Origin of the sequence: Enterobacter sp. BIDMC 26, from assembly GCF_000534435.1 — a bacterium.
Taxonomy (GTDB): domain Bacteria; phylum Pseudomonadota; class Gammaproteobacteria; order Enterobacterales; family Enterobacteriaceae; genus Enterobacter; species Enterobacter ludwigii.
The window spans coordinates 3,690,924-3,715,037 of the sequence record NZ_KI973182.1 but is presented as its reverse complement, the minus strand read 5'-3'; the positions used below and the strand labels follow the sequence as shown (position 1 = coordinate 3,715,037).

Below are 24,114 nucleotides of genomic sequence, written 5' to 3'. Positions count from 1 at the left end.
CTTTGACTTCAAGTAAAGATCTTCAGGAGGGACCGATTCCCTTCATTGTTCATTTTACCCCTGGGAATAGTTGTAAATGGTAGACGAAAGTTTTACAGGTCTCTGTTAGTGTATGGTAGCCAGACAGACACGGTTTGTGAACTGTTGTGAGGTCATAGAGAAAATATAGTGCTGAAAAAAACCTTTTGAATTTGTAGTACAGGCTTTAACCCTTTCCCACTGAGCCGGGATTTTTAGGATGACTTTATTCCATAAGTATATTTTGTGTTTGCAGGTATAGTGGTTATTATCACTAAATGGAGCCGGCTTCATCATTCTGAATGCTTCAATGGTATTTTCCGATAAAGAATGATTACGTGCCTGTTCGGTTTCTCCAGGCCTAAGGTTAGCGTCTGTATCAGGACGCTACTTTTTTTCCTGTTTGCCTGCATACTGATGCAGGCGCTAACCTTAGGCCTGATATGGCATTAATTGACGATGTTTGCGATATGATATAGTCAGTTTTTTGTCATCGGGTTGATAACCTCAGGAATCCAGCCATAATAATGATGCGTCCTGTCCTGTTTTGCTCTATATGGACGTCTTACAGCGCATTGATACCACTTCGCCCGTGAATGCTGACATTCACGGGCTTTTTTAGAAGGGTAAGGTCATTACATATTATAGTTCCAGTGCAATACAGGAATTATAATCGTAAACATATCAGTGCAGAGTGTTTATAAAAAACCTTGAGTTATCAGTAGTGAATGCCTTAACATACCTTCGGTAAATTTTTTTAAGAATTTTAACATAAATAAAGACTGCAATTGCAGCCTTTATAGTTGACGTTACTGTATCTCACCTGCAGCCATTCAAACCTGAATTGTGTCATCATCCCTGGTGGTATCATTTAAATCCAATGGTAGTCTGTTTTTGATGAACTTTGACGTTTCACAAATTTTCGGGAAAAGCTCCTGGTTGTTAATAATGCAGGTTGCCGCTGTTCGGGCATCCTCCGGAGACCAGGAAGAAAAGGCAAATGATTGACGATCAAGCCATTGATTAAGGCATTCATTGTCCACAGACGCATTAAATAATGCTGCGATAGTTCTGCGTTCAACGCCTTTCTCTGGTTCAACGAATACTAGTTCATTATGGAAGCAGGTTATAATCGCAATACGGTTATCAAGACGAACATTCCTTTCGAGCAAGACATCATGCAAATCATCCAGAACAAACTGACGCTGGGCTTCATCCAGGCAGGACCACAGAAAATGAATTCTTCCGCACTTTTTCAGTTCTTCTGGTTCTGCATCCCGGAACCACGAAGCGAAGATGCCTGTACTGCCCTCCATTCTGATATAAATTCCCTGCTGTTGCATTTGTTCAAGAATAAACCGTACGTTAGGGTGTAACTCACTGAAAGCATGAACAAGTTGTTCTGAATCATCAAAGATATGGCTGACGAAGCCGTGTAGTTTATACCGTAACTTTTCCAGCGGTTCGCCTGTCTGATATGCATCCTGTAAAAAAATCTCGCCCAGCTTGCTGACATCATCCTTAGCGATTTGTTCTGTGAAGAGGTAATGTCTGTCCGTAACGAATTTCATAGGAAGTGCGTCCGGAAGCGCATTCCGTATGACATCATATTGTCCCTGTATAAATGCCATCAAGGGAATCGCAGACAAAAGATCAGAGTTCACGATTTTGCATACAGCATTTTGTATATATGGCAGTGCGGAAGTATCCCTGAGGGCTTTGATGATACAGGCGAATGATTTCAGATAACACAGATAGGAGGTCAATGCCTCATCAAATGCAGGCTCATTCTGATGCTCAATGTAAGTATCAATACCACTAAAATTACCATGCAGTACCATGTGAGCTATAGCCTGAGCCGCAAATTCACTCCCGTAAAGGCCTCTCGTGGCTGTATTGTTCAGATAGTACTGATGTAACGTATTGTTGTTCCAGTCTGTGCTGAAGATAATTTTTCTGAACTGAATAATATCCTCAATAGCCTGCCGATTCTTAAGCTGCGCCAATAAAGCACTGACGTGAGGAGTATCGGCTGCATCTATTACGGTACGGACTGCCTTAGAAATCAGTTTTATGTGACGCTTGATTCCCGGGCTGAACAGATCGACAGTTGCCTGCTCTGCAGCATAAGATAACATCTGCTCCCTGCTGTCATTTCCAATATTCAGGTCTGCAATCCCCAGATTCGGGTAAAGTTCTTCCTGGTCTGCCAGAAATTCCGTGTAAAAAATCCCGTCCACATACATCCTCATTGTGTCCAGTAAGGATTCATTGTTGAAGCCAGAGTATAAATTGGCTTCCTGCAGCAACAATCTTGTGTTTTCAGGATCCCATTTATCATAATCCTGTATTTCATCAAGCTGATTGACAAGCGAAGCTACCTGCCTTTCGATGAAAGGTTCATACATTATCCTGCCGGATGCCATTAATATCTGCAGACTACGAATGAATTCTTCATCAAAAGGTTCCCGGGCCGAAACAGCATAACTCTGATTAAGTATCTGCAAAGCGATGTTAAGTTGAACTTGTACCTGAGCCAGGTAGTTATCTTTCATCTGGCTGACAGCAACAAGCCAGTCACGCATCTGCACCTGTGGTGCTATGCGCTGCCAGGCTTCGGGGAATCCCCATATTTCGATCAGTTCCTGGAGTTGTGCACCATTTGTAGACCCTATCGCCTCTTTAAGAGGGGTATCAAGCAATTCACTTCTGGCCAGCTCCACTGATGACTGATAATGAATGGCCATCAAAAAACCACTCCACCGGGCAGTATCATTATTGAAAATCCTGGATATCTGCATATAAGTGAGCGTTAACAGTTCATCAAAATCGTCCGGAACGATACCCGGTTCCGTCTGATTCTTCCTGGGATCACGCAATAGCACTTTAATATCTCTGTCCCCATATTTGACCACCAACAGATACAACGCTATGAGGACGTGCCTTTGTTCTTCTGTCTCAGGCACAGTCAGATTCAGAATGTGAATATCATTAACGAATTTCTTCATTAATCTGGGTGTTATGCGTGGATATTCAGCAGGTTTCCAGCGTTCAAGCAACACAGTTGCTTCCTGACAGGCCAGTCCAACGTCAGCACTTACCGTCTCTTTCCAGTACTGCCTTAATGCTTCCTGCCAACCAGCAGAGATAAGGGGAGGAACCTGAAAACTGACTGGAATGCGTTTTGCAATAAACTCCCGCCCACTGAATCCCGCCAGTGCAAGTGATGCTGAAACCTGCCGTGCAGAATAAGGCACCACTATACGGAAATGTTCGTGCGTAGCGCCGGCTATGAGCTCCATATCACTCCAGAGTTCTTTGACTTTGTCTGCACTGATACGATCAAGGTTATCTATAATCAGAATGAAGCGGATCCCCTGAGGTATAACTTCTGCTGATGTAAACCCTCTGAGAGCCTCTGATAACTCAATGGCACCTACTTCCTTATTAACCAGCCAGGTTTCCTCGATCCTGTCGGTGCTGTTGCGTTTGAATAGATCACCTATACTCGAATATCCTTTCTTTTTGTACCAGTCAGTGGATTGCATGCATGCCAGTGCACCCACCAGAAGCCCTGGGGAAAAAAATGCAAGAATTTCAGCCAGAAACAACCATCCAGCCAGGGGTTTATGGCTGGAGAAATACTGATTTAGATCGAGTAATACGTAGCGCAGCATCTGTACAGAAAGCAAAGACAACAGAATAAAGATTACCGTCAACCAGCTTAGTCGGCTACTGACTTTTTTATCGTACTCAACGATGTTACCCAGCGCCTGATTTTTAAATTCATCGAGTTTCTGGCTGGCAGCAGGGCACTTTTCACTAATCCCTTTATGTATGACATCGATAAGCGCTTTTTTTGTGGAACCGTGATGATAGCGCTCTGCATCAAAGTTGATAAACGTAAACTCATCTTCAAGATCCTTCTGAAGGAAACGCAATATTGTTGATTTTCCTGAACCTAGCTCTCCCTCCAGACCAATGATATTAACATCAGGTGTTTTAATTACCTGAGCCATATTTCTGGCTACATTTTCGTGGCTACTCCCCCGAAACAGATCCTGCTCGGCCGGAGATTCCGCCTGTAAGCGTAGAGACATCCTGAGTTATCCTAAGTTGTTTAAACTGCAGTGTAAATTTACGAAGTAGACCACACCTGACAGTCACATTTGTGCTTTCCCGAACTGAATTTATATCAGGAAAAATGTTGTGGATCATGTGTCTGGGTTTCAAAAATGCTTCATATATCACTAGGTTCACTGGAGATAATCATGATACTTCTGATCGGTGACATCCATACCCGGTCATGAATATTCCTCGGAGAGCAGAACCTGCGGTTTCGGCTCAGCTGGTCAGAGAATGTTGAGAGCCGTGTTTCATTTAACAATCTAAAGTATGTATGATGCTTTTACAGTCTGTAAGCTGTATTTTCATTTTACAGCTTACAGACTGTTAATCGCTACATGCAGCTTACTGGCTATAAAATAAAACAACGGTGGACTCAATATGAAAACGTTCTATCCCGTGAAAACACTTAATCAGTTGCGCCCCTTACTCATTGGTTTTCGTAAGGTTAGTGGGCTGACGCAAAAAGAAGTATCTGAACGTCTGGGCGTGACTCAGCAGACTTATGCTCGTCTGGAAGCCAGCCCTGCAAGCGCGAGTATTGAACGCCTGTTCAGGGTATTTTCTGTGCTAGGGGTCGAAATCAATTTGAGTTCAGTTTCATCCTCATCAGACATAGAACCGACAGAAAAACACGTTAATTTTGTAAATTCACCAGCCAGGCGGGAAAAATGGTGACGATTTGTACCGAAGACACTCCGTCAGACGATATGGATGAGCACTGTTCAGGCTGGACTGTGGAAAAGAGTAAGCGGGAAGATCCATTACACTCATCCACCCACTGTTCTGGCTAAGTCTCCTGCTGACTATCCGTATAGAGTCTGTATTGAAGTTTGCAGGAGAATAATTTTGTACCAGGTATAGAGCAGCATACTGATGAGCCCAGCTAACATAGTTAAGTTATGCAGCGAGGGGTAAAAAGGTAATGCAGACAGACGATCAGGTGATGGCAAACAATATAGCGCTATTCAGACCCGCTTACTTTATCCACTCTCTTCTTAAATGAGAGTATGGCCTGCTTTAATTTCTTCGAGAACAAACGGGGCTGTCTGTCCAAAGTGATATCCTTTTGCAAAATCACAACCCAGACGTTGAAGGCATCCCGGTTGTTCGTTTGTTTCCATACCTTCAGCAATGACTATATTCAGACATTTTACAATGCTATCCATCAATTTGACTCTGTCTGCTGTATCCTTATCAGTGGAAATTGTTCTTACAAAATTTTGTCAATTTTTTATTGAATCAAAACCAGGCTGAATTAGCTGGGGAAGAAAAGCATAACCGGAGCCATAATCATCAATTAAAATTTAAAAGCCCACTACAGAGGGGCTCCTCCATATTGCAATTTCCAGGAATAATTCAAGGCATTTGTGACGAAAACTTAAGCACTTCTTTCGTGCAGGCTGTATTCAGTTATGTGCAAGATTTTGCGCACCAGTGATGGCCGGTTGCCTCCCTGGTAATGACTTCATGCGTAAGAAGAAACGAGGCCCTTCAGGCATCTGGTATGGTAAATTCAAGGCATAAATATTCTCAGTAATCTTTGCCGTAATACCATACGACTTATAACGTCGTTACTTACCGTGTCAGACATTTCAAAAAAATATACTGTCAACTCACCAATGCCGTTGGTAACAGGTAAATTTGTTTTCAAGATTAGCTACCTTAAAACCATACAGAACCTCCCAGATATATACCCTCTGCTAATGTTTTATTTCTATAATCTGAACTGGTATATTCTGCATGGCGATAACCTGCAACGATACTGATCGGGCGAAGCATCGTATAGCGTACTCCCGCATTATAATCACGATAGCTTCGAATATTATCTGAAAGTTCATCGGGTGCGTATAAATATTCTCCAAAAAGTGAAATGGAACGACTTAACTCAAAACTTACTTTTCCTCCGGGGATAACAGCAACACCATCTTCCCCTTGATCCATATTCAGGTACAATATTCCACTCTCTGGTGTGATGGTAAAACGACCTAAAGGTATACCAAAACCTGCCACTCCGCCTAGTGCGTAACCCGTCTCGTTATTTCTGAGCCAGGTCGCCTGCAGCGACAGTCCTGCTTCGTCTGGATTTCCGGTCCCACCACGTACCGACTGGTAATCCTCGCTTGCAGTCATGTCTGCTCCAAAAGCCAGTGCCTTTGTTGATATAAAACTAACGAAAATGAATAAGCAGGTAGATGCACGCATGAAATATCTCCTGAAAGGAAGGATAAAAACCACAAAGGGCTACGGAAAATTTTTAGCTCTGTATCAGATTTTTCATGATAAGCGTTTGGAGACAGTATTTCCTGATAATTATGGAATATATCTATTCTTTTTTGATGGTTATGTTTATCCTGAGAAATACGGTGCTGATTCGATGATGCCTTTCCAGCCAGGTTTTGTTTCAGGTATCATTGAAAAGAATTGATGGCACTATCAGGATATATGTGCATGAGGTGGCATAACATTTAAGCAGGGTTACATGTTAGTAAGGATGTCTTGTCGGCTCTTCAGGATGGCTGGCTGCGGCAACACAGGACAGGATCGTCACGCAGGCATATGTAGAGTTTCACCTTCGACGCCACACACCTGCAGCACCACCTTGTTTAACCTTTTCCTTTCGAATGCATGCATTTTTTTGCATCAGCAAGAGCTTTTCTATACTCGCTCAGAGGCAATGGACGACCAAATAAATACCCCTGCATATACGTCACGCCCAGAGCTGAAAGTTGTTCAGCTTGTTTTTCCGTTTCCACGCCTTCTGCAATCGTCTTAAACCCGAGCAGTGTCGATAGCTGTATGAGATTTTTTACGATATGAACCGAGAAAGCATCTTCTTCAATGCCTGTGATGAACATTTTGTCAATTTTTACAATCCCTGCTGAAAAACGCTTCAGGTATGCCAGGTTCGCGTTACCAGTTCCGAAATCATCAATAGCAATAATCACACCGGCTTGCTGCAGTTGATGGCAAATTCCAATGGTCACGGGATCATCATCAATATGATCGCGTTCCGTTATTTCAAGAACTAAAACAATACCAGGATTGTTAATCCTCTCGATAAATCGCAGACACATAGCGTTGATATCATGGTTTTGAAAATCAGAGGCGCTGACATTTATGTGGCAATAGAAAGGTTCTGGTAAAACATCCTTGTTATTTTTAATGAAATCAGATACCTGGCCGGACATCTGCTCAGTGATTCTGGTGATTAGCCCACTTGTTTCTGCAAGAGGAATAAACTGATCTGGTGGGATTATCCCCATTGTTGGGTGGTTCCAGCGAACCAGAGCCTCACACCCCACTATGTTTAGCGTTTTGCTGTCTACGATATGTTGTAACCAGGGTTCAAATTCCCCCTGATTTATCGCGCTGGCCAGTAAGGCAACTGGCGTAGAGTGTCTGTTCAGGAGTCTGTAAAGGAGTGCCGAAAGTATGAATGACAAAATAACAACAATTAATGGTCCCCCACGAGCGTAATTCCAGATAACTTCCCTGTCCAGGAGGGAAGGCCGGGAAGAGAAAACTTGTATGCCATATATCTCTGATGTTGCTACTCGGGTTCTGTTAGTCCAGCCAGGGCTAGTACGGTGCAGTAGTCCATCTTCTCCCATCCACACATCTCCGATTTTCAGATAGAGTGGTGTCGGGATGCTTAATAAAGCCAGTGCATTCTCAAGATAATATCCGTCAATGCCTACCAGGATGCTCTGGCTGTTTTTGTTAACTCTGTATACGAGGAGAGATCTGGAAGGTGTAACCTGATTTCCTGAAAGCAGTTGTAAGTTACCGCGAAAATATTTCTGGTCACTGAGATGGTAGTTCGTGGGGCCATAGAGGGATGTGCAGTATATGCTATTCCCGGTGACAAGGTTAACCGTTCTGACATCCGGGATGGTAGTGACAATGCGTCGTAACGAAAGCACAAGTTCCTCCGTGCAGGGTTTACCTGTCAGGTCATCGGATTTTTGTGCCGCAAGACTTGCATGGCTGAGTGCATCATCCATTCTGTAAAGTGCCCGCCCGAGCCTCGCCTGAATCTCATCTTCCATGCTGTCTGAAACAAACCAGAGGATAAAGGCACTTCCCATCCCGGTTAATGCTAAAAATACGATAATCGTGATCAACAGGTTTTTGTGTTTGTCCATTAACGTTCCAGGTGTGAGCGATGCGGAAGGACAGAATGCTTGTATATTAACAGAATACTGTCGCCATGCTAAAGGGGGGAGATAAAACTGTCGATGATGCAGATTTTCCCCACTGTAAGAGAAGCTCTTTTGAAAGACTGAAGTGTTAATCTATGCCCTGAAATAGTTAAGGGTTTTATGGTAGATGGTTTGTATTCTTCGAAATTTATAGGGTAAATAGTTACCCGTTATTTAATTGGTTATTTATCATGTCAAAGGTTCAGAGCTATTATTTTTAGAGGGGTTATATTCATTTGGTAGTGCTTGTTAATTTTTCTTGATGACTTTTTAGTGTGTTGTATTTAATTTAATCGTTGAGTGAAATGGCGCGAATAATCAAAATGTTTTTAGGTTTTTGATGATTTTTATTTTCATATTTTGCCGATGGCATCTTTTAACACTACTATGTCTGTGTTTAATTTTATAAAATATTTCCATGTAATTTTAAATACCATTGCGTGCTGATTCCCGCATTCGGTAGAGCTTTTGATTTATCAGTAGTCGGAATAAACTTCATGCTACTCCATTGTCATGACAGTTACCACGACGACTCCTGCTGCCCTCAAGTTCATGTGATTTCAGGATCGACTGCCACTCAAGATTGTATACTGACTTACTGGTTCAGAATGAGCCGGGACCCCTCTGAGGATTACGTCACCTTGCAGCACACAAAAGGTGCATCCAGGACAATATCTTTTGTCTCCGGGCTTGCATTGACCAGTCGATAACTTCGCGCGAGGACAGGCCAACAACCACGGGCAGATACAGCCAGCCTTCATGGGGTCGGATGTACGTTATGTCAGTTTTGACCATCAGACCGGTTTAATATTGTAACGTCTTGTCTCCACTAATTCCTCCTTTAACGAAATGACCTCTTTCTCCAGTTCTGCAATTCTTTCCAGTGCTCCCCTTAGTGCTGAAAGTTGTTTGTACTGATTTGCTGCAATGCTGGCGTTAAGCTCTTTTAGTGTCTTGTTCTCACAGGAGAACCTGTTTTTCAGTCGTTCCGCTTCCAGCGCTTTTTCCTTCCATTTAAAGTTAACGGACTTGACTGTACTGGACATTCGATTCACTGACTGATGTTTTTCAAACCTAATTTTGTTAACAATATCAGGGTAGTAATATGCGCTTCCGTTACCAAGCCCTGCTTCATCTTCAACCGCCCGGATGCTTAACTTGCGGTCAGCCATGATTCTGACAGGTTTGCCAGTCAGAATCCTTTCCAGAGCCGTCTCCAGTCGAAGTACCGTCATGTCATGCTTATTCATTGTATTGACTTCCGTTTCTGGAAGACCAGACATCAAAGGGGATGGCAAAATCAGTCATTACTTTTTCCGCTGCGCGAATTTGAGTTATACAGTGAGTAAACACAGCATCAGATATGTCATTATTCGCAGAAAGATATTGTGTGAGTGATGTATGTTTCTGTTTCCACCACCCTGATTGTTCTTCATCAATTATGCTGCCATGAGAGCTGCAGCTTACGCAGAATGCTGGGTTGATAACTCCTCCCATATCACAGTCATACCCATTTTTGCAGTACGCATATAGTGTGCCATGAAGGGTTAACCTTTTTTCCTTAACTAACTTGTATACGCTCTCCCAGGAGCGGTAGATGACTGGAAGGTCTTCACGCAATATAAGAATATCTTTGCCAAAGCTACCAGCCAGCAACTGATCGCCTTTCATCCATTCCATGTATTTATTTGTTATTTGTTCATTATTTACAGTATCAATCATATTTTGCAGCTCTGTATCTGCCTGAATGTGTTCGAGGCGTGAGGGTAATCCGCCTTCGCAATACCATTCAGCCATCTGCAGATAAAGGTGCTTGAATTGCTGTTTGATCGCAGTGGCATTTCCCAGTCTGTTTTTTATCGTAAAAAAGGCAAGAGTACGCCGGAACTGATGAGGGGTCAGACGCCAAAATTTCCCAGTTTGAACAAATCTGCTGATTTTATTCGTGCTGTTAGGGTTAGTGCGCAGACATTCGCGATAATCATCTTCAGAAACAATAAGACCGACATGTTTGATATAATTATCAAAGCGTAAGGTCCATCCACTGATAAGTTTGGGGATAGTCGAGCGTCGTCCCTGAGATAACCACAGGCATTCAGCGAGTTCTTTCTCCCGCACAGTCCGGGCACGCTGCCTGAGCATGTTCCTTAGGTGAGAGGTCAAATCAGCAATGAGTTCGACAGCTTTTTTTACAACAGGTGCGACAACCCACTCGGTATGCTTTTCACCCAGTTTATGCGTTTTTCCTCTCAGGAAATGGAAGGTCCTCCCGTTAAATACACTGCTATAGTAACTTTCAGGTGTTAATTCGTATAACTCACTTTCGCGCATGCCAGAAAAGGCGGCACAGCAGATAAAACCAGCTGTCATCAGATTCGCTCTGTGTGACTGCCACCAGGACCCATTTAGGGTTTCAGATGAACAGGGATAATCAATCAGATTACCAGTCAGAATTTCTCTGGTGCTTAATGGCATAAAATTAAAGGTTTCTTTTGCAAGGTCATGTTTGTATCTCGCAGAGTTTTCTTCACATTTTAACCATTTCCATTTACCTGACTGTATTTTTTCCTTCACAATTTTTGAACCTGCCTCATAATTTTCCTGAAGTAATCTCTCAGTTTCTCCAAGCATTTTTCTGTATGTCCAGGCGGTTTCGATGAGTGTGACAGCATGATGCAAAAGTTTATCGGCGAGTGATTCAGGAATAGCCAGTGTCTGTTCTCTTTCTGTCGCTTCCGGGCGGCACAAGCTAATGCTCAGTTTTGTTGGTTTGAGACAAATGGTTGAAGGCGCCAGTCCTAGCCAGGGAAATAACTGCTGAGCCTGTTGAAGGGCACTAAGGATGTGTACCAGAGTCCCAGCTGTTTTATTCTGCTCTTTTAGAAAACTGGTATATTTTATCCATATATGCTTATTTTCAAGTGCAGTCAGGCTGGTAAGTTTATTCAGCATCAGGAATTCATACGTTTTCTTCAGGCCAGAAGTTCGACTGATAATGGTCGATACTTTTGTCGGGCTACTGTACTGATTGTTCTCAGTAAATAGCCAACCGTAGCAAATCAGTTTTATCTCTTTATATAAGAGTGGCTCAGACATGAAACAGGTGAAGTTAACTCGCCTGTGCGGCGTGTTTTTGGTCAATAGCAGGGGGGCAAGTTCCCACACAGGTTCGCCAAAACGGGACAGAATTATCCCCCCAGAATCACAACAGATGACCACATCATTTAATTTCTCCCATTCATTAAGTTTGTTTAGCATCACGACGTCACAGATATCAGGACAATGCTTATCTGTGATATCGGAAGGTAACAGGATTTTAAAACTATTCAGTTTCATGGGTCCTCCCTTTAGCTGATGGATAAAGTTGTGTGTACTCCTGCCAAAGAGGGTGTGGCCCTTCCTCCGCCAATTTTCTTTCAGCTTTTTTCAGAACCCGCTTATCAATAGTGATTAGTATTTTTTCTATCGTATCAAGTACACCACTGTAATTTTTATTGAAATGTGTTTTGTCGACATGTCGGTAGATGCTTTCCTCTATACATTCTTTAAAACTCAGCAAACACCATATGTCAGCAGGTTCAGCGATAATGACCTGATGAGGACAGCTGAAGCAACCCATTAAATCTGAGCATGTATATTTTTCTGAAGAAAGTAAGTTATGTCGTTCAGCACGATAGTGAAATTTCTGCGCCTGTACGCCATAAGGATTGCTGCAATAACTCCCGTGTGCCTGTTGCATGGGGCGGTTATGAAGTTTCAACATCTTCTCATAGGTCAGTACAGGAATATTAAGCTTGTCTTTTTGTCGTTCTTTTGCTGTATCAACGGATATCCCCTTTTCCGCCATGTCAGCAAAAATCAGGAGTGCATCCTGCATCATGGCATTGTTTTCAAATTCATTGCCCTCAGAATAATGTCGTCTGACGGTGCTCGGAGTGTTACCTAATAGCCTGGCTGCGTGCATATGGGAATGATGTACCTGAGCAACCTGGCTGCCCGTAGCCCTGAAGCGTGAAATTATTGGGCTCAGCCGGCAATTCTTGTCATCAACAAGATGGAAATAATCATCGATGTAGAGATTAAACGCTCTGAGATGTGAAGCTGAGACCGGTGATAGTCCATTTTCGTTATATACCTGAAACAAAAGACTGCCCGGTTCCGGGCTCAGTTTCGTTGATACTTTGAGTAAAGTGTTAAAGAACTCCATGGAATACTTGGGAATATTAAGCTGCGCATGGTCACCAATCTCCACAGTCACTATCCGGAAGGCTCTTCGTTTGAAGGCTGACATCTGATACCAGTTGGCGTCAGTATTTGCCTGGGGCCCCTGAGGTCTCTGCAGGGACAAAAGCACCGAATTGTTGGCCCAGGTATAATAGGAAAGCAAATATACGGCACAGGCAATCAGTTTACAAACCACTGAATCCACAGGGTATGTTATGCCCTTCCACCTGAATCTTGCAGGTGCCCGGATCCGCAAGGATAGCGTCAATGCATCAGGTGTTTCCAAAAACCACTGCGCTGTTTGTTTAAAGAAACTTCGCAGTAGGGGGAGTAGTTTTCTTAAATCCTTATCACTGTATGCTTTCCATGACTCCGTCTGATTTCTTCCTAATGTAGGAAGAGTTTCGAACCAGCGTCCGGAAAAACCCAGAAGTAGGAATACACCTTTAGTTTCAGAGATAAGGGTTGTAAATGTACTGTTTTTAATTTCTCCTTTTAATGTTCTTCTGACCTGGAAGGCTCCATATTTCTGAACTGAATTTGCTGTAAATAAAGGAATGTTATTATGGTCACAAAAAATGATGTATTTACGTAAATAAGTAAAAAAAGTATGTTTTGATACAGAAGAGTATTGTGATTGTTTAAAGGCCATAAAAATATCTTTTGCATTGAGCGACCTTGCTACGGGAGTGACCTTGCCTGTCTTTATGGTGGATGTCCCCGGGAAATAAAGGTAGTTATATCGATTAAAGTCAATAATCGTTCTTTCATTTCCTCCAGTGATAACCTGAAGAATCAGTTCCTCCGTCCATGGGTTTTTAAAGGATTTCATCTTTCTCTCCCTGAATGCTTGCATCCATAAGAGTGTCCAGAAGTGAAAATGTAGACCTGAGAATTTCATTTTTTCTCAGATAAGCAATGTACCTGAATGTGGTTCTTTCATTTTTGTGCCCCATCCAGCCCATTATACAGTCAAGTGCCTCACCTTCACTCAGGCCGGACTTTAACAAATTGTCCAGACGATAAGTAGCGTAGGTACTGCGCAGATCATGAAATCGATACCGGAATCCAGGGGCGTTTTGATTTATTTTATTCCGCAGTTCGATCCACCTGGCATTCAGAACCTGAGGTTTTACACAGTTGCCCTGCTGGCTAATAAAAAGAGGTTCGAAAAATGCTGGTTGCCCAAGACCCTGCCGGATATTTTCTTCTGAAAATCTCTCTTGGTTTGATAAAATTAACTGTGATTTATTCAACCTTCTCAGCCGTCTTTCAGATATTGCATAGCGTTTCAGCATTTCGAATAAAGTAACGGACATCTCAATGCTTCGTTTCTTTTTAAATTTAGTTTTAATTCCGTTCAAGGGACCAATAGTGATCTGATAGCGGGTTTTAATCTCATTTGTTGCTCGCGCCTGGGCTAGAGCATTCAGGGTAAAAGTGCAAACTTCATTCAGGCGTAATCCACTTTCGGTGGCCAGAAGAACCATTAAAACTAATTCGACAGGCTGAGTCCGAAGATATTCTGACAACAAAACGAGATGCTCTTTCGTTAGAGGCTGCAGTAAGCGCTTAACCGGAGTGGCGTATCTTGGCATACGGATACGAAGATCGCTGGTCTGAACCACTATCTGCGGTCTAAGGTGAGCCAGTAGATCGTTGCTTTGCCTTTTAACAAATTCAATTTTGAACGGTGCTGATTTTTCATCATTTATAATAAGATGATAACTTTCGATGGACCAGATGTAGAACTGGACGACATGACTCATATAGATATTTGCTGTAGAGCTGGCAAGTTCTCCGCTTTCCACAGCATATAATAGGTTCGTATTTCTGAATAAATATGTGGGTTTTAACCTTTTTATCGGCGGAAAATGGTCCCATTGTAAACTCTCTTCTTCAAGAAACGACCAGTACCGCATTAGAGCTCTGACCGATGAGTTTATATCAGCAAGGTGTCTAACTGTTTTGAGATCCAGAAACCATAAGTTTACAATGTCGACAAAACATCCATCTTTATCATACATTGCAGGTAAGCAGTCTAAAGTGGCTCCTCCCGAAAAAATGATGTTATCATTAAATATAGAAGCATTTACGCCATAAAGTACATTTGAGGCCTTTATGATTTTAGCCATGCCAGACTCTCATCTAAGTAATTATTAAGTAAGTTATGTATTGTTATTAATATAGGGTTATTGACATCAGGCGCAATAATTTTAATTGCTATACTTTGACATTGATCACGAACTTATATATATGCAGTTTTCATCTGTTTGAAATTGTTGTGATTTTATTTTTTCTTGCCCATGTGTTTTTTTGTGTTTTTACAACGGTTTTTCTTTCAGTGGATATAAGATGAGGACATGCAACTGTGTTATGAAATGGTTTTTTGTTGGGTGTGTGAAAAAAATGGATAAAATGTGATTTTTATGCATTTTTCTATTTGTTTTATTTCAGTTGAAAAACTCGGTAGTGACGGAAGTATTTTGTAAGGAAAGTCTTTATGGTCCTTAATTGCAGATGTGGAAATGTGTTCTGATTCAAATAGATAAAAAACTAGCGACATAGTGAAATGCATAAATAATACATGGTATATATATTCATGATTTTTTCTAAAAAACATTCTATCTTTGCCTGCATTATTCCGCTATCCTCCATTGTCTCAGACATGCATTTATATTTAGGTTTCACCACTCAGTTCGAGGATAGAAAAATGTCATCATTGATTTTTTATACAGATGAGACTCAGGCTTTAATTGTAACTGATACACTTGCTGTTACTGATCAAGGGGAGCCGTTATCTTTCGTCTCAAAGGCAGGATATATCCCTCACCTAAAAATGATTATTGCTGGCACTGGTGCCGGTGGGTTTTCTAATGCATGGTTACTTCAGGCTTCGACGAGGATGGTAGTCACGGGAATACAAAATCTTAACTATCATACACCTGCTTGTCTAAGGGATATGTGGATGAAGTATAAGGATAACTATGCAATACCGTCAAATTCATTGCTGACAACGACAGTCTACCAATTTGGAATATGTGAGGAGACAGGTAAAACAGTAACTTTTGCCTATCGCTCCAGACATGATTTCGAATCTGAAGTCATAGAGTACGGAACGGCGGTGAAACCTGAATGCCGTATTCTCGAAGGTAATCTTCTGGAGATAATTCCAGTCATGATGATTGAGCAGAGGGCCATTCAGGAAACCCGCCCTTATATTGACCGAGTATATATTGGAGGAGAGATGATTGCGCATCATTTGACCCCTTCAGGATATCGGTGCTTTAAAATTGGTGAATTTGACGATTTTAAGGTACAGAAAGAATACGTGCTCAGCAAGACATAACTGTGAATAAGGTGTATCCCTATTGTACAGATAGATTTTGATAACAATTGTTTGGAAGAGAAACCTGGCCTTTCAGCCAGATTTCCAGAGTTAAAAAACGTGTGTAGATACGTTTCCAGAATTAACGTGTCATAGTGACAAATTCTTCGGCCGCTGTCGGGTGGATCGCAACGGTGTTATCGAAGTCTTTCTTGGTGGCACCCATTTTCAGCGCCACGGCGAAGCCCTGCAGGATCTCGTCCATGCCAAAGCCAATGCCGTGGATACCGACAATCTTCTCTTCCGGACCCACGCAGACCAGCTTCATGCGGCATGGCTGACGGTGAGAGGTGACGGCGGTATACATCGCGGTGAACGCGGATTTATACACTTTCACCTGGTCGTCGCCATACTGCTCGCGCGCCTGAGGTTCTGTTAAGCCCACTGTGCCGATTGGCGGGTGGCTGAAGACCACGGTCGGAATGTTACTGTAGTCCAGATGCTCTTCCGGTTTGTTGTTAAACAGACGCTCAGAGAGGCGACGGCCTGCGGCAACCGCAACCGGCGTCAGTTCGACCGCACCGGTGTTATCGCCCACCGCGTAAATGCCCGGAACACTGGTGTTCTGGAATTTATCGACAGCGATGTACCCTTTCTCATCGGTTTTAACGCCCGTCGCCGCCAGGTTGAAGTTGTCGTTAGCCGGTTCACGACCAATCGCCCAGATCAGGCAATCCACGGTCTGGCTACGGCCATCTTCCAGCTCAAGCGTCAGGCTACCGTCTGCATTTTTCACGACCGCTTTTGGCACGGCGTGGGTGTGCAGCGTTGGGCCTTCGGTATTCATCACTTCGACCAGCGTATCGACGATCAGCGGGTCAAAGTTGCGCAGCGGCGCGTGTTTACGCACGAACAGGTGCGTTTCTGCGCCCAGGCCATTAATCACACCGGCCAGTTCTACGGCGATGTATCCCGCGCCCACCACGGCAACACGTTCTGGCAGAGCAGGCAGCTCGAAGAAACCGTCGGAGTCGATACCGTATTCCACACCGGGAATATCCGGGTGGCTCGGACGCCCGCCGGTCGCGATCAGGATGTGATCGGCAGTGATCGTCTCACCGTTAACTTCTATCGTCTTCGCATCAACAAAGCGCGCAAAACCATGAATAACATCGACGTTGTTCTTGCCCAGCACATTGTCGTACGAGGTATGAATACGGTCGATATAGGCAGTACGGCTGGCGATCAGCTTGTTCCAGTCAAAGTTATTAATGGTGGTGTCAAAGCCGTAATCCGGGCCATACATATGGATTGCTTCACGGATCTGGGCCGCATGCCACATCACTTTCTTCGGTACACAACCCACGTTGACGCAGGTGCCGCCCAGCGCTTTGGCTTCGATCAGCGCACATTTCTGGCCATACATGGCCGCGCGGTTGATGGAGGCGATGCCGCCGCTGCCGCCGCCGATTGCGATGTAGTCATAATGCTTAGTCATAGCTTTTATCCTTAATCGTGAATTGCCGCGATTGTATACCTGAAATCAATAGTTTCCACCGATGACTGCGATTACTCCGGCACGATCCAACTGACGGTGGCATGGCCCGTTCCGGCCGGCACCAGCGTCTTGTGCAGCCACGGCAGCACGTTGTTCATCTGCGCTTCGAGCTTCCATGGCGGGTTGATCACAATCATGCCGGAAGCGGTCATGCCGCGCTGGTCGCTGTCCGGGCGCACGGCCAGTTCAATTTGCAGCATTTTGCGGATACCGGTCGCTTCCAGGTCTTTGATCATGCGTTTAATTTGCGCACGCAGCACCACCGGATACCACAGGGCATAGGTGCCCGTCGCAAAGCGTTTGTAGCCGTCGTTAATACCGCTCACTACCGCCTGATAGTCGGTTTTGATCTCATAAGGCGGGTCGATCAGCACCAGACCGCGACGGGATACCGGCGGCAGTTTGGCCTTCAGCTGCTGGTAGCCATCCGCCTTTTCCACACGGGCGCGGCTGTCTTTCTGGAATTCAGAACGCAGCAGCGGGAAGTCGCTTGGGTGCAGTTCGGTCAGCTGAAGGCTGTCCTGCTCGCGCAGCAGCTGGCGGGCAATCAACGGCGAGCCAGGGTAGTAGCGCAGCTGGCCGTTGCGGTTAAAATGATTCACCACACCAATGTAGGGCTCCAGCTCTGCCGGCAGGTCGTCCTGCTGCCAGATGCGGGCGATCCCTTCCAGGTATTCCCCGGTGCGTTCGGCATGTTCGCCGCTCAGCTGATAACGTCCCGCGCCCGCGTGGGTGTCCAGATAGAGAAACGGTTTATCTTTCTCTTTGAGTGATTCAATGATCAGGCTCTGAACGGTGTGTTTAAGGACGTCGGCGTGGTTGCCTGCGTGAAAGCTGTGGCGATAACTGAGCATGAATGAATGTGTTCCAGGTAGTAAACGTAGGCCTGATAAGCGTAGCGCCATCGGGCAAAAATAGAGCGTATCGCCACAGTATACAGAAAAGTTTATCCTGCCGCGAAAGCGCAACGTCTGGCATTGAAATCCTCTACACTTATCCCCATTCTAGATCGCATATGCACAGCGCCGGATGCGCGCTTCATTCATCTTATTCAACAGGACAGCGTTTATGACCAATCCATTACTGACGCCTTTTTCGTTGCCACCGTTTTCTAAAATCCGCCCTGAGCATGTGGTTCCAGCCGTAACACAGGCGCTGGACAACTGCCGTGCGGCTGTAGAAAGCGTGGTGGCGCAGGGCGCGCCGTACACCTGGGAAAATCTGTGTCAGCCGCTGGCCGAAGTGGATGACGTGCTGGGACGCCTCTTCTCCCCGGTAAGCCATCTGAATTCAGTGAAAAACAGCCCGGAACTCCGTGAAGCGTATGAACAAACCCTCCCGTTGCTCTCTGAGTACAGCACTTGGGTTGGTCAACACGAGGGGCTGTACAAAGCCTATCGCGACCTGCGCGATGGCGACCACTATGCCGAACTCAATACCGCGCAGAAAAAATCGGTCGATAACGCTCTGCGTGATTTCGAACTCTCCGGTATTGGTTTGCCGAAAGAGAAACAGACCCGTTACGGTGAAATTGCGGCCCGTCTGTCTGAGCTGGGCAACCAGTACAGCAACAACGTGCTGGACGCGACCATGGGCTGGACGAAGCTGATTACCGACGAAGCCGAGCTGGCCGGTATGCCGGAAAGCGCGCTGGCGGCGGCGAAAGCGCAGGCCGAAGCGAAAGCGCAGGCCGAAGCGAAAGAGCAGGAAGGCTTCCTCTTAACCCTGGACATCCCGAGCTACCTGCCGGTCATGACCTACTGCGACAATCAGGCGCTGCGCGAGGAGATGTACCGTGCGTACAGCACCCGCGCCTCCGATCAGGGCCCGAATGCCGGTAAGTGGGATAACAGCCCGGTGATGGCTGAAATCCTCGCGCTGCGTCACGAGCTGGCACAGCTGCTGGGCTTTGAGAGCTACGCTTCCAAATCCCTCGCCACCAAAATGGCGGAAAATCCACAGCAGGTCCTCGATTTCCTGACTGACCTGGCGAAACGTGCGCGTCCGCAGGGCGAGAAAGAGCTGGCACAGCTGCGCGCCTTCGCGAAAGCGGAATACGGTGTCGACGAGCTGCAGCCGTGGGATATCGCCTGGTACAGTGAAAAACAGAAACAGCACCTTTACAGCATCAGCGATGAGCAACTGCGTCCTTACTTCCCGGAAAACAAAGCCGTTAACGGTCTGTTTGAAGTGGTTAAACGCATTTACGGGATCACCGCCAAAGAACGTACCGACATCGACGTCTGGCATCCGGACGTGCGCTTCTTCGAACTGTATGACGAGAAGAACGAGCTGCGCGGGAGCTTCTACCTGGATCTGTATGCTCGCGAGAACAAACGCGGCGGTGCATGGATGGATGATTGCGTCGGGCAGATGCGTAAAGCGGACGGCTCCCTGCAGAAGCCGGTGGCGTACCTGACCTGTAACTTCAACCGTCCGGTGAATGGCAAGCCTGCGCTGTTTACCCATGACGAAGTGATTACCCTGTTCCACGAGTTCGGCCACGGCCTGCACCATATGCTGACCCGTATCGAAACCGCAGGCGTTGCCGGTATCAGCGGTGTGCCATGGGATGCGGTCGAACTGCCAAGCCAGTTTATGGAAAACTGGTGCTGGGAGCCGGACGCGCTGGCGTTCATCTCCGGCCACTACGAAACCGGCGAACCGCTGCCGAAAGAACTGCTGGATAAAATGCTGGCGGCGAAAAACTACCAGGCGGCGATGTTTATCCTGCGCCAGCTGGAGTTCGGCCTGTTCGACTTCCGTCTGCACGCCGAGTTTAGTCCGGAGCAGGGGGCGAAAATCCTCGAGACGCTGGCCGAGATCAAAAAGCAGGTCGCCGTTATTCCTGGCCCAACCTGGGGCCGCTTCCCGCACGCGTTCAGCCATATCTTCGCGGGCGGCTATGCGGCAGGCTATTACAGCTACCTGTGGGCCGACGTACTGGCGGCGGATGCGTTCTCTCGCTTTGAAGAAGAGGGCATTTTCAACCGTGAAACCGGCCAGTCGTTCCTTGATAACATCCTGACGCGCGGCGGTTCTGAAGAGCCAATGGTGCTGTTCAAACGCTTCCGTGGCCGCGAGCCGCAGCTGGATGCGATGCTTGAGCACTACGGGATTAAAGGCTAACCGTTACGTGAAGATCTGTTTAGTCGATGAAACAGGCGCCGGAGACGGCGCCTTATCTGTTCTGGCCGCCCGCTGGGGGCTGGAGCATGATGATGAAAACCTGATGGCGCTGGTGATGACGCCGGCGCATCTGGAATTACGTAAGCGTGACGAACCCAGGCTCGGCGGGATATTTGTCGATTTTGTGGGGGGCGCCATGGCGCACCGGCGCAAGTTCGGCGGCGGTCGCGGTGAAGCGGTTGCCAAAGCGGTTGGCGTCAAAGGAAGCTATCTTCCTGACGTGGTGGATGCCACGGCGGGTTTAGGGCGCGATGCGTTTGTGCTGGCCTCGGTAGGGTGTCACGTGCGGATGCTGGAGCGCAATCCGGTCGTGGCCGCGCTGCTCGACGACGGGCTGACGCGCGGCTATGCCGACCCGGAGATTGGACCGTGGCTGCAGGCACGCTTGCAGTTGATTCACGCCTCCAGCCTGACGGCCCTGACCGATATCACTCCGCGTCCGCAGGTGGTCTACCTCGACCCGATGTTCCCGCATAAGCAGAAAAGCGCGCTGGTGAAGAAAGAGATGCGGGTGTTCCAGTCGCTGGTCGGGCCGGATTTAGACGCGGATGGTTTGCTGACACCTGCTCGTCAGCTAGCCACGAAGCGCGTGGTGGTGAAACGTCCGGACTATGCGCCGCCGCTGGCGGACGTGGCCACGGCCAATGCGGTGGTTACCAAAGGGCACCGGTTTGATATTTATTCGGGGACGCCGGAACAGGAAGGTTAGGGTGTGCGGTTTGATGCCGTCACCCCAACCCGCGCTGGAAAGAGGCTCGAACGGTTCCCTCTCCCTTTGGGAGAGGGAAAGCAGACTTACTCGTCTTCTTCGTCCCGCAGTGGAACAATCAGCATATCCACATGAACGGTGTTAATCAGCTGACGCGCGGAAGACATCAGCTTGCTCCAGAAGTCCTGGTGGTGACCACAAACGACCAGATCCATATCGTATTTCTTAATCGCATCAACCAGCACCTGACCCAGATCGCCGCTGCCGCTTAAGGTTTCGGTGATAGGGTAGCCCGCGTTGGTGGACAGTTCGCTCAGGGCGTGGTGTGTCTCTTCAGAGATGCGTTTCTGCATATCACCGAGATTGACGTCAATCAGACCGGTATAGAGGTCGGAGTAATTCACATCAACGTGGATAAGAGAAACTTTCGCGTTGTAAGGGCGTGCCATGGATACCGCTTTATCAACCAGCACTTTACTCTCCGGAGAGAGGTCTACCGCGATGAGAATGTGTTTGTAAGCCATAGTGTTACTCCTTCCTTAAGTTATCGATGACTAAATGGAAAAGCCGTCGTCTGATGCTTTCATTACGGCCCAGTAAAACATATTTTTCAAGCTTTGGTGTTGATAACGATTAACCTTGTGGCAAAAAAATTAACGGATCTCCTACACTATTTAATGAGCCGTTCGGATATTAAAACGCGAACCGGATCGACTTTTGTTCATTCTTTCACTGAACTGTCTGTCAGGGCACTGGAGTGCGGTAGCTCAGAGGCCTTGCTTCGTGGGCGTACGCCGGGGAGGATGTATGATTAGCACCGTCGCATTGTTTTGGGCGTTATGCGTGGTTTGCATAGTGAATATGGCGCGCTACTTCTCATCGTTACGTGCGCTGTTAGTGGTACTTCGTGGTTGCGATCCGTTGCTTTATCAGTATGTGGACGGTGGAGGGTTCTTCACCTCGCACGGACAGCCCAGCAAGCAGATGCGTCTGGTAGGGTATATCTATTACCAGCGCTATCGCGATCACCACGATGAAGAGTTTATTCGCCGTTGCGAGCGTCTTCGCCGTCAGTTCATTTTAACCAGCGCCCTGTGTGGTCTGGTTGTGGTCAGCATGATTGCCTTGATGATTTGGCACTGAGCATAAAAAAAGCGGGTCAGTTTCCTGACCCGCTTTTTTATCGCGTTCTGCCGATTAGATAAGCTTCAGCGAAATCCAGTACAACCCACCCGACAGCAGGATAGAGGCCGGAAGGGTAAATACCCAGGCCATCAGAATGTTGGTCACGGTTTTGCGTTGCAGACCGCCGCCGTCAACAATCATGGTCCCTGCCACGGAAGAGGAGAGTACGTGGGTGGTCGAAACTGGCATACCGGTATAGCTCGCCAGACCGATTGAAACCGCCGCCGTCATCTGCGCGGACATACCCTGCGCATACGTCATGCCTTTCTTACCGATCTTCTCGCCGATGGTGGTCGCCACACGACGCCAGCCAATCATCGTACCGATACCGAGAGCCAGTGCGACAGCCATGATGATCCAGATTGGCGCGTACTCAATAGTATTGAGCATATCGCCTTTCAGTTTCTTCAGCAGACGCTGGTCGTCAGCATTCACTTCTGGCAACTTCGCCACTTTATCCGTGACATCAGAGATGCACAGCATAATGCGACGCAGTTGACCACGTTGCTCAACGGACAGTTTGTCGTAGCTTTCGATATTACCCAGCATGCCTTTGGCGCGTTCCAGCGCGTTAATCGCGTTTGCCGGATGGCAGTGGAATTCGCCCGGCGCAGTGGTAGCGCCTGCTTCAGGAGAAGGGATCAACTGGTCAACGCCGGTTGCCTTCTTCAGCAGCTCAGGGTGTTGCTGGAAGTAGATTTCAACGTTGTTCACCGCATCACGGGTACGGGTGATTTCGTAACCGGAGGCGTTCATGTTAACCACGAATCCCGCCGGTGCGACGCCAATCAGTACCAGCATTACCAGACCAATGCCTTTCTGACCGTCGTTCGCGCCGTGAGAGAAGGCAACGCCGATAGCGGAAAGGATCAGGGCAATCCGCGTCCAGAATGGCGGCTTTTTCTTGCCGTCTTTCTTCTCACGCTCTGCCGGTGTCAGGTGAATACGGGAGCGTTTTTTCGTATTGCTCCAGTAACGACGCAGGATGAAAATCAATCCGCCTGCGACCACCAGACCCACGATAGGGGAGACAATCAGTGAGGCGAAAATTCCCAGCACTTTCGGGATGTTTAACGCATCAACAACCGAGGTACCGGTCATGAGGGCATTCGTTAACCCAATACCGATAATCGCGCCGATGAGGGTGTGAGAACTGGATGCAGGCAGGCCGAAATACCAGGTACCGAGGTTCCAGATAATTGCAGCAAGCAGCATTGAGAACACCATAGCGAGGCCATGGCCAGAACTAACGTTGAGAAGCAGATCCGTTGGCAACATATGCACGATCGCATATGCAACGCTCAGTCCACCCAGAAGAACACCAAAAAAGTTAAATACCGCCGCCATAACAACCGCGAGCTGCGATCGCATTGCGCGAGTGTAGATAACCGTTGCTACTGCGTTTGCAGTGTCGTGGAAGCCGTTGATCGCTTCGTAAAACAGTACAAAAACCAGAGCAAGCAATAATAAAAGCCCGGTATGTAAATCCAGGCCAGCAAACAAATGTAGCATAGGACGTTACGCCATTTTGAGGACATGAACGCGGCGCATTATCCAGGACAAATGCGCGGCG

Annotated in this window: 17 protein-coding genes; 6 read left to right on the top strand and 11 right to left on the bottom strand. The window is 46.6% G+C overall.

Translation table 11 applies throughout. The features are described 5' to 3' along the window. Positions 1–851 precede the first annotated feature (851 nt). A complete protein-coding gene (locus tag L462_RS05855; protein ID WP_032679175.1) occupies positions 852–4,118 on the bottom strand; it encodes a P-loop NTPase fold protein in 3,267 nt (1,088 codons plus the stop codon). A 406-nt stretch (positions 4,119–4,524) separates the two neighbouring features. Here L462_RS05855 and L462_RS24590 point away from each other — a divergent pair, with 406 nt between their 5' ends. Further along, positions 4,525–4,821, top strand: a complete 297-nt coding sequence (locus L462_RS24590; protein WP_032679174.1) for a helix-turn-helix domain-containing protein — start codon at positions 4,525–4,527, stop codon at positions 4,819–4,821. A 987-nt stretch (positions 4,822–5,808) separates the two neighbouring features. On the opposite strand, the gene L462_RS05865 is transcribed toward L462_RS24590, so the two are convergent. Further along, positions 5,809–6,348 carry a YfaZ family outer membrane protein gene (locus L462_RS05865; protein WP_050595757.1) on the bottom strand — a complete coding sequence of 180 codons (540 nt, stop codon included), beginning with the start codon at positions 6,346–6,348 and terminating at the stop codon, positions 5,809–5,811. Between L462_RS05865 and L462_RS0123735 the strand changes: the two genes are divergently transcribed. Next, a complete protein-coding gene (locus L462_RS0123735; protein ID WP_032679173.1) occupies positions 6,347–6,571 on the top strand; it encodes a hypothetical protein in 225 nt (74 codons plus the stop codon). The genes L462_RS05865 and L462_RS0123735 overlap by 2 nt on opposite strands. Before the next feature lie 178 nt (positions 6,572–6,749). On the opposite strand, the gene L462_RS05870 is transcribed toward L462_RS0123735, so the two are convergent. The 5 genes from L462_RS05870 to L462_RS05885 form a co-directional block, all read right to left on the bottom strand. Then, on the bottom strand, positions 6,750–8,291 hold the full coding sequence (locus L462_RS05870; RefSeq protein ID WP_050595756.1) for an EAL domain-containing protein: 1,542 nt from the start codon (positions 8,289–8,291) through the stop codon (positions 6,750–6,752). An 851-nt stretch (positions 8,292–9,142) separates the two neighbouring features. Further along, complete coding sequence (locus L462_RS05875; protein WP_032679170.1) at positions 9,143–9,598, bottom strand: hypothetical protein; 456 nt, start codon at positions 9,596–9,598, stop codon at positions 9,143–9,145. Continuing rightward, a complete protein-coding gene (locus L462_RS05880; protein WP_050595755.1) occupies positions 9,591–11,684 on the bottom strand; it encodes a hypothetical protein in 2,094 nt (697 codons plus the stop codon). The genes L462_RS05875 and L462_RS05880 overlap by 8 nt, the downstream gene beginning before the upstream one ends. Then, positions 11,671–13,404 carry a hypothetical protein gene (locus L462_RS0123730; protein WP_050595754.1) on the bottom strand — a complete coding sequence of 578 codons (1,734 nt, stop codon included), beginning with the start codon at positions 13,402–13,404 and terminating at the stop codon, positions 11,671–11,673. Before L462_RS0123730 ends, L462_RS05880 begins: the two co-directional genes overlap by 14 nt. Continuing rightward, complete coding sequence (locus L462_RS05885) at positions 13,391–14,707, bottom strand: tyrosine-type recombinase/integrase (RefSeq protein WP_032679169.1); 1,317 nt, start codon at positions 14,705–14,707, stop codon at positions 13,391–13,393. The genes L462_RS0123730 and L462_RS05885 overlap by 14 nt, the downstream gene beginning before the upstream one ends. A gap of 578 nt (positions 14,708–15,285) precedes the next feature. On the opposite strand from L462_RS05885, the gene L462_RS05890 reads away from it, so the two are divergent. Continuing rightward, positions 15,286–15,921, top strand: coding sequence for a hypothetical protein (locus tag L462_RS05890; protein ID WP_032679740.1), 636 nt, complete (start codon positions 15,286–15,288; stop codon positions 15,919–15,921). A gap of 121 nt (positions 15,922–16,042) precedes the next feature. Here the strand turns inward: L462_RS05890 and gorA are convergent, their stop codons facing one another. Continuing rightward, positions 16,043–17,398: a glutathione-disulfide reductase gene (gene gorA / locus L462_RS05895; RefSeq protein ID WP_032679167.1), complete on the bottom strand. Its 1,356-nt coding sequence runs from the start codon at positions 17,396–17,398 to the stop codon at positions 16,043–16,045. Between the two features lie 71 nt (positions 17,399–17,469). Next, the gene (locus L462_RS05900; RefSeq protein ID WP_032679166.1) at positions 17,470–18,312 is read right to left on the bottom strand and encodes a 23S rRNA (adenine(2030)-N(6))-methyltransferase RlmJ; all 843 of its coding nucleotides are present in this window, start codon (positions 18,310–18,312) and stop codon (positions 17,470–17,472) included. Positions 18,313–18,526: 214 nt separating this feature from the next. On the opposite strand from L462_RS05900, the gene prlC reads away from it, so the two are divergent. Both prlC and rsmJ read left to right on the top strand, forming a co-directional pair. Next, complete coding sequence (gene prlC / locus L462_RS05905) at positions 18,527–20,587, top strand: oligopeptidase A (protein ID WP_032679165.1); 2,061 nt, start codon at positions 18,527–18,529, stop codon at positions 20,585–20,587. A gap of 7 nt (positions 20,588–20,594) precedes the next feature. Continuing rightward, on the top strand, positions 20,595–21,356 hold the full coding sequence (gene rsmJ / locus L462_RS05910; RefSeq protein ID WP_032679164.1) for a 16S rRNA (guanine(1516)-N(2))-methyltransferase RsmJ: 762 nt from the start codon (positions 20,595–20,597) through the stop codon (positions 21,354–21,356). A gap of 86 nt (positions 21,357–21,442) precedes the next feature. Here the strand turns inward: rsmJ and uspA are convergent, their stop codons facing one another. Further along, complete coding sequence (uspA, locus tag L462_RS05915) at positions 21,443–21,880, bottom strand: universal stress protein UspA (RefSeq protein WP_003861223.1); 438 nt, start codon at positions 21,878–21,880, stop codon at positions 21,443–21,445. 283 nt (positions 21,881–22,163) lie between these two features. Here uspA and uspB point away from each other — a divergent pair, with 283 nt between their 5' ends. Next, positions 22,164–22,499, top strand: a complete 336-nt coding sequence (uspB, locus tag L462_RS05920) for a universal stress protein UspB (protein ID WP_003861224.1) — start codon at positions 22,164–22,166, stop codon at positions 22,497–22,499. Between the two features lie 54 nt (positions 22,500–22,553). Here the strand turns inward: uspB and pitA are convergent, their stop codons facing one another. Then, a complete protein-coding gene (pitA, locus tag L462_RS05925; protein WP_014172068.1) occupies positions 22,554–24,053 on the bottom strand; it encodes an inorganic phosphate transporter PitA in 1,500 nt (499 codons plus the stop codon). Between the last annotated feature and the right edge of the window lie 61 nt (positions 24,054–24,114).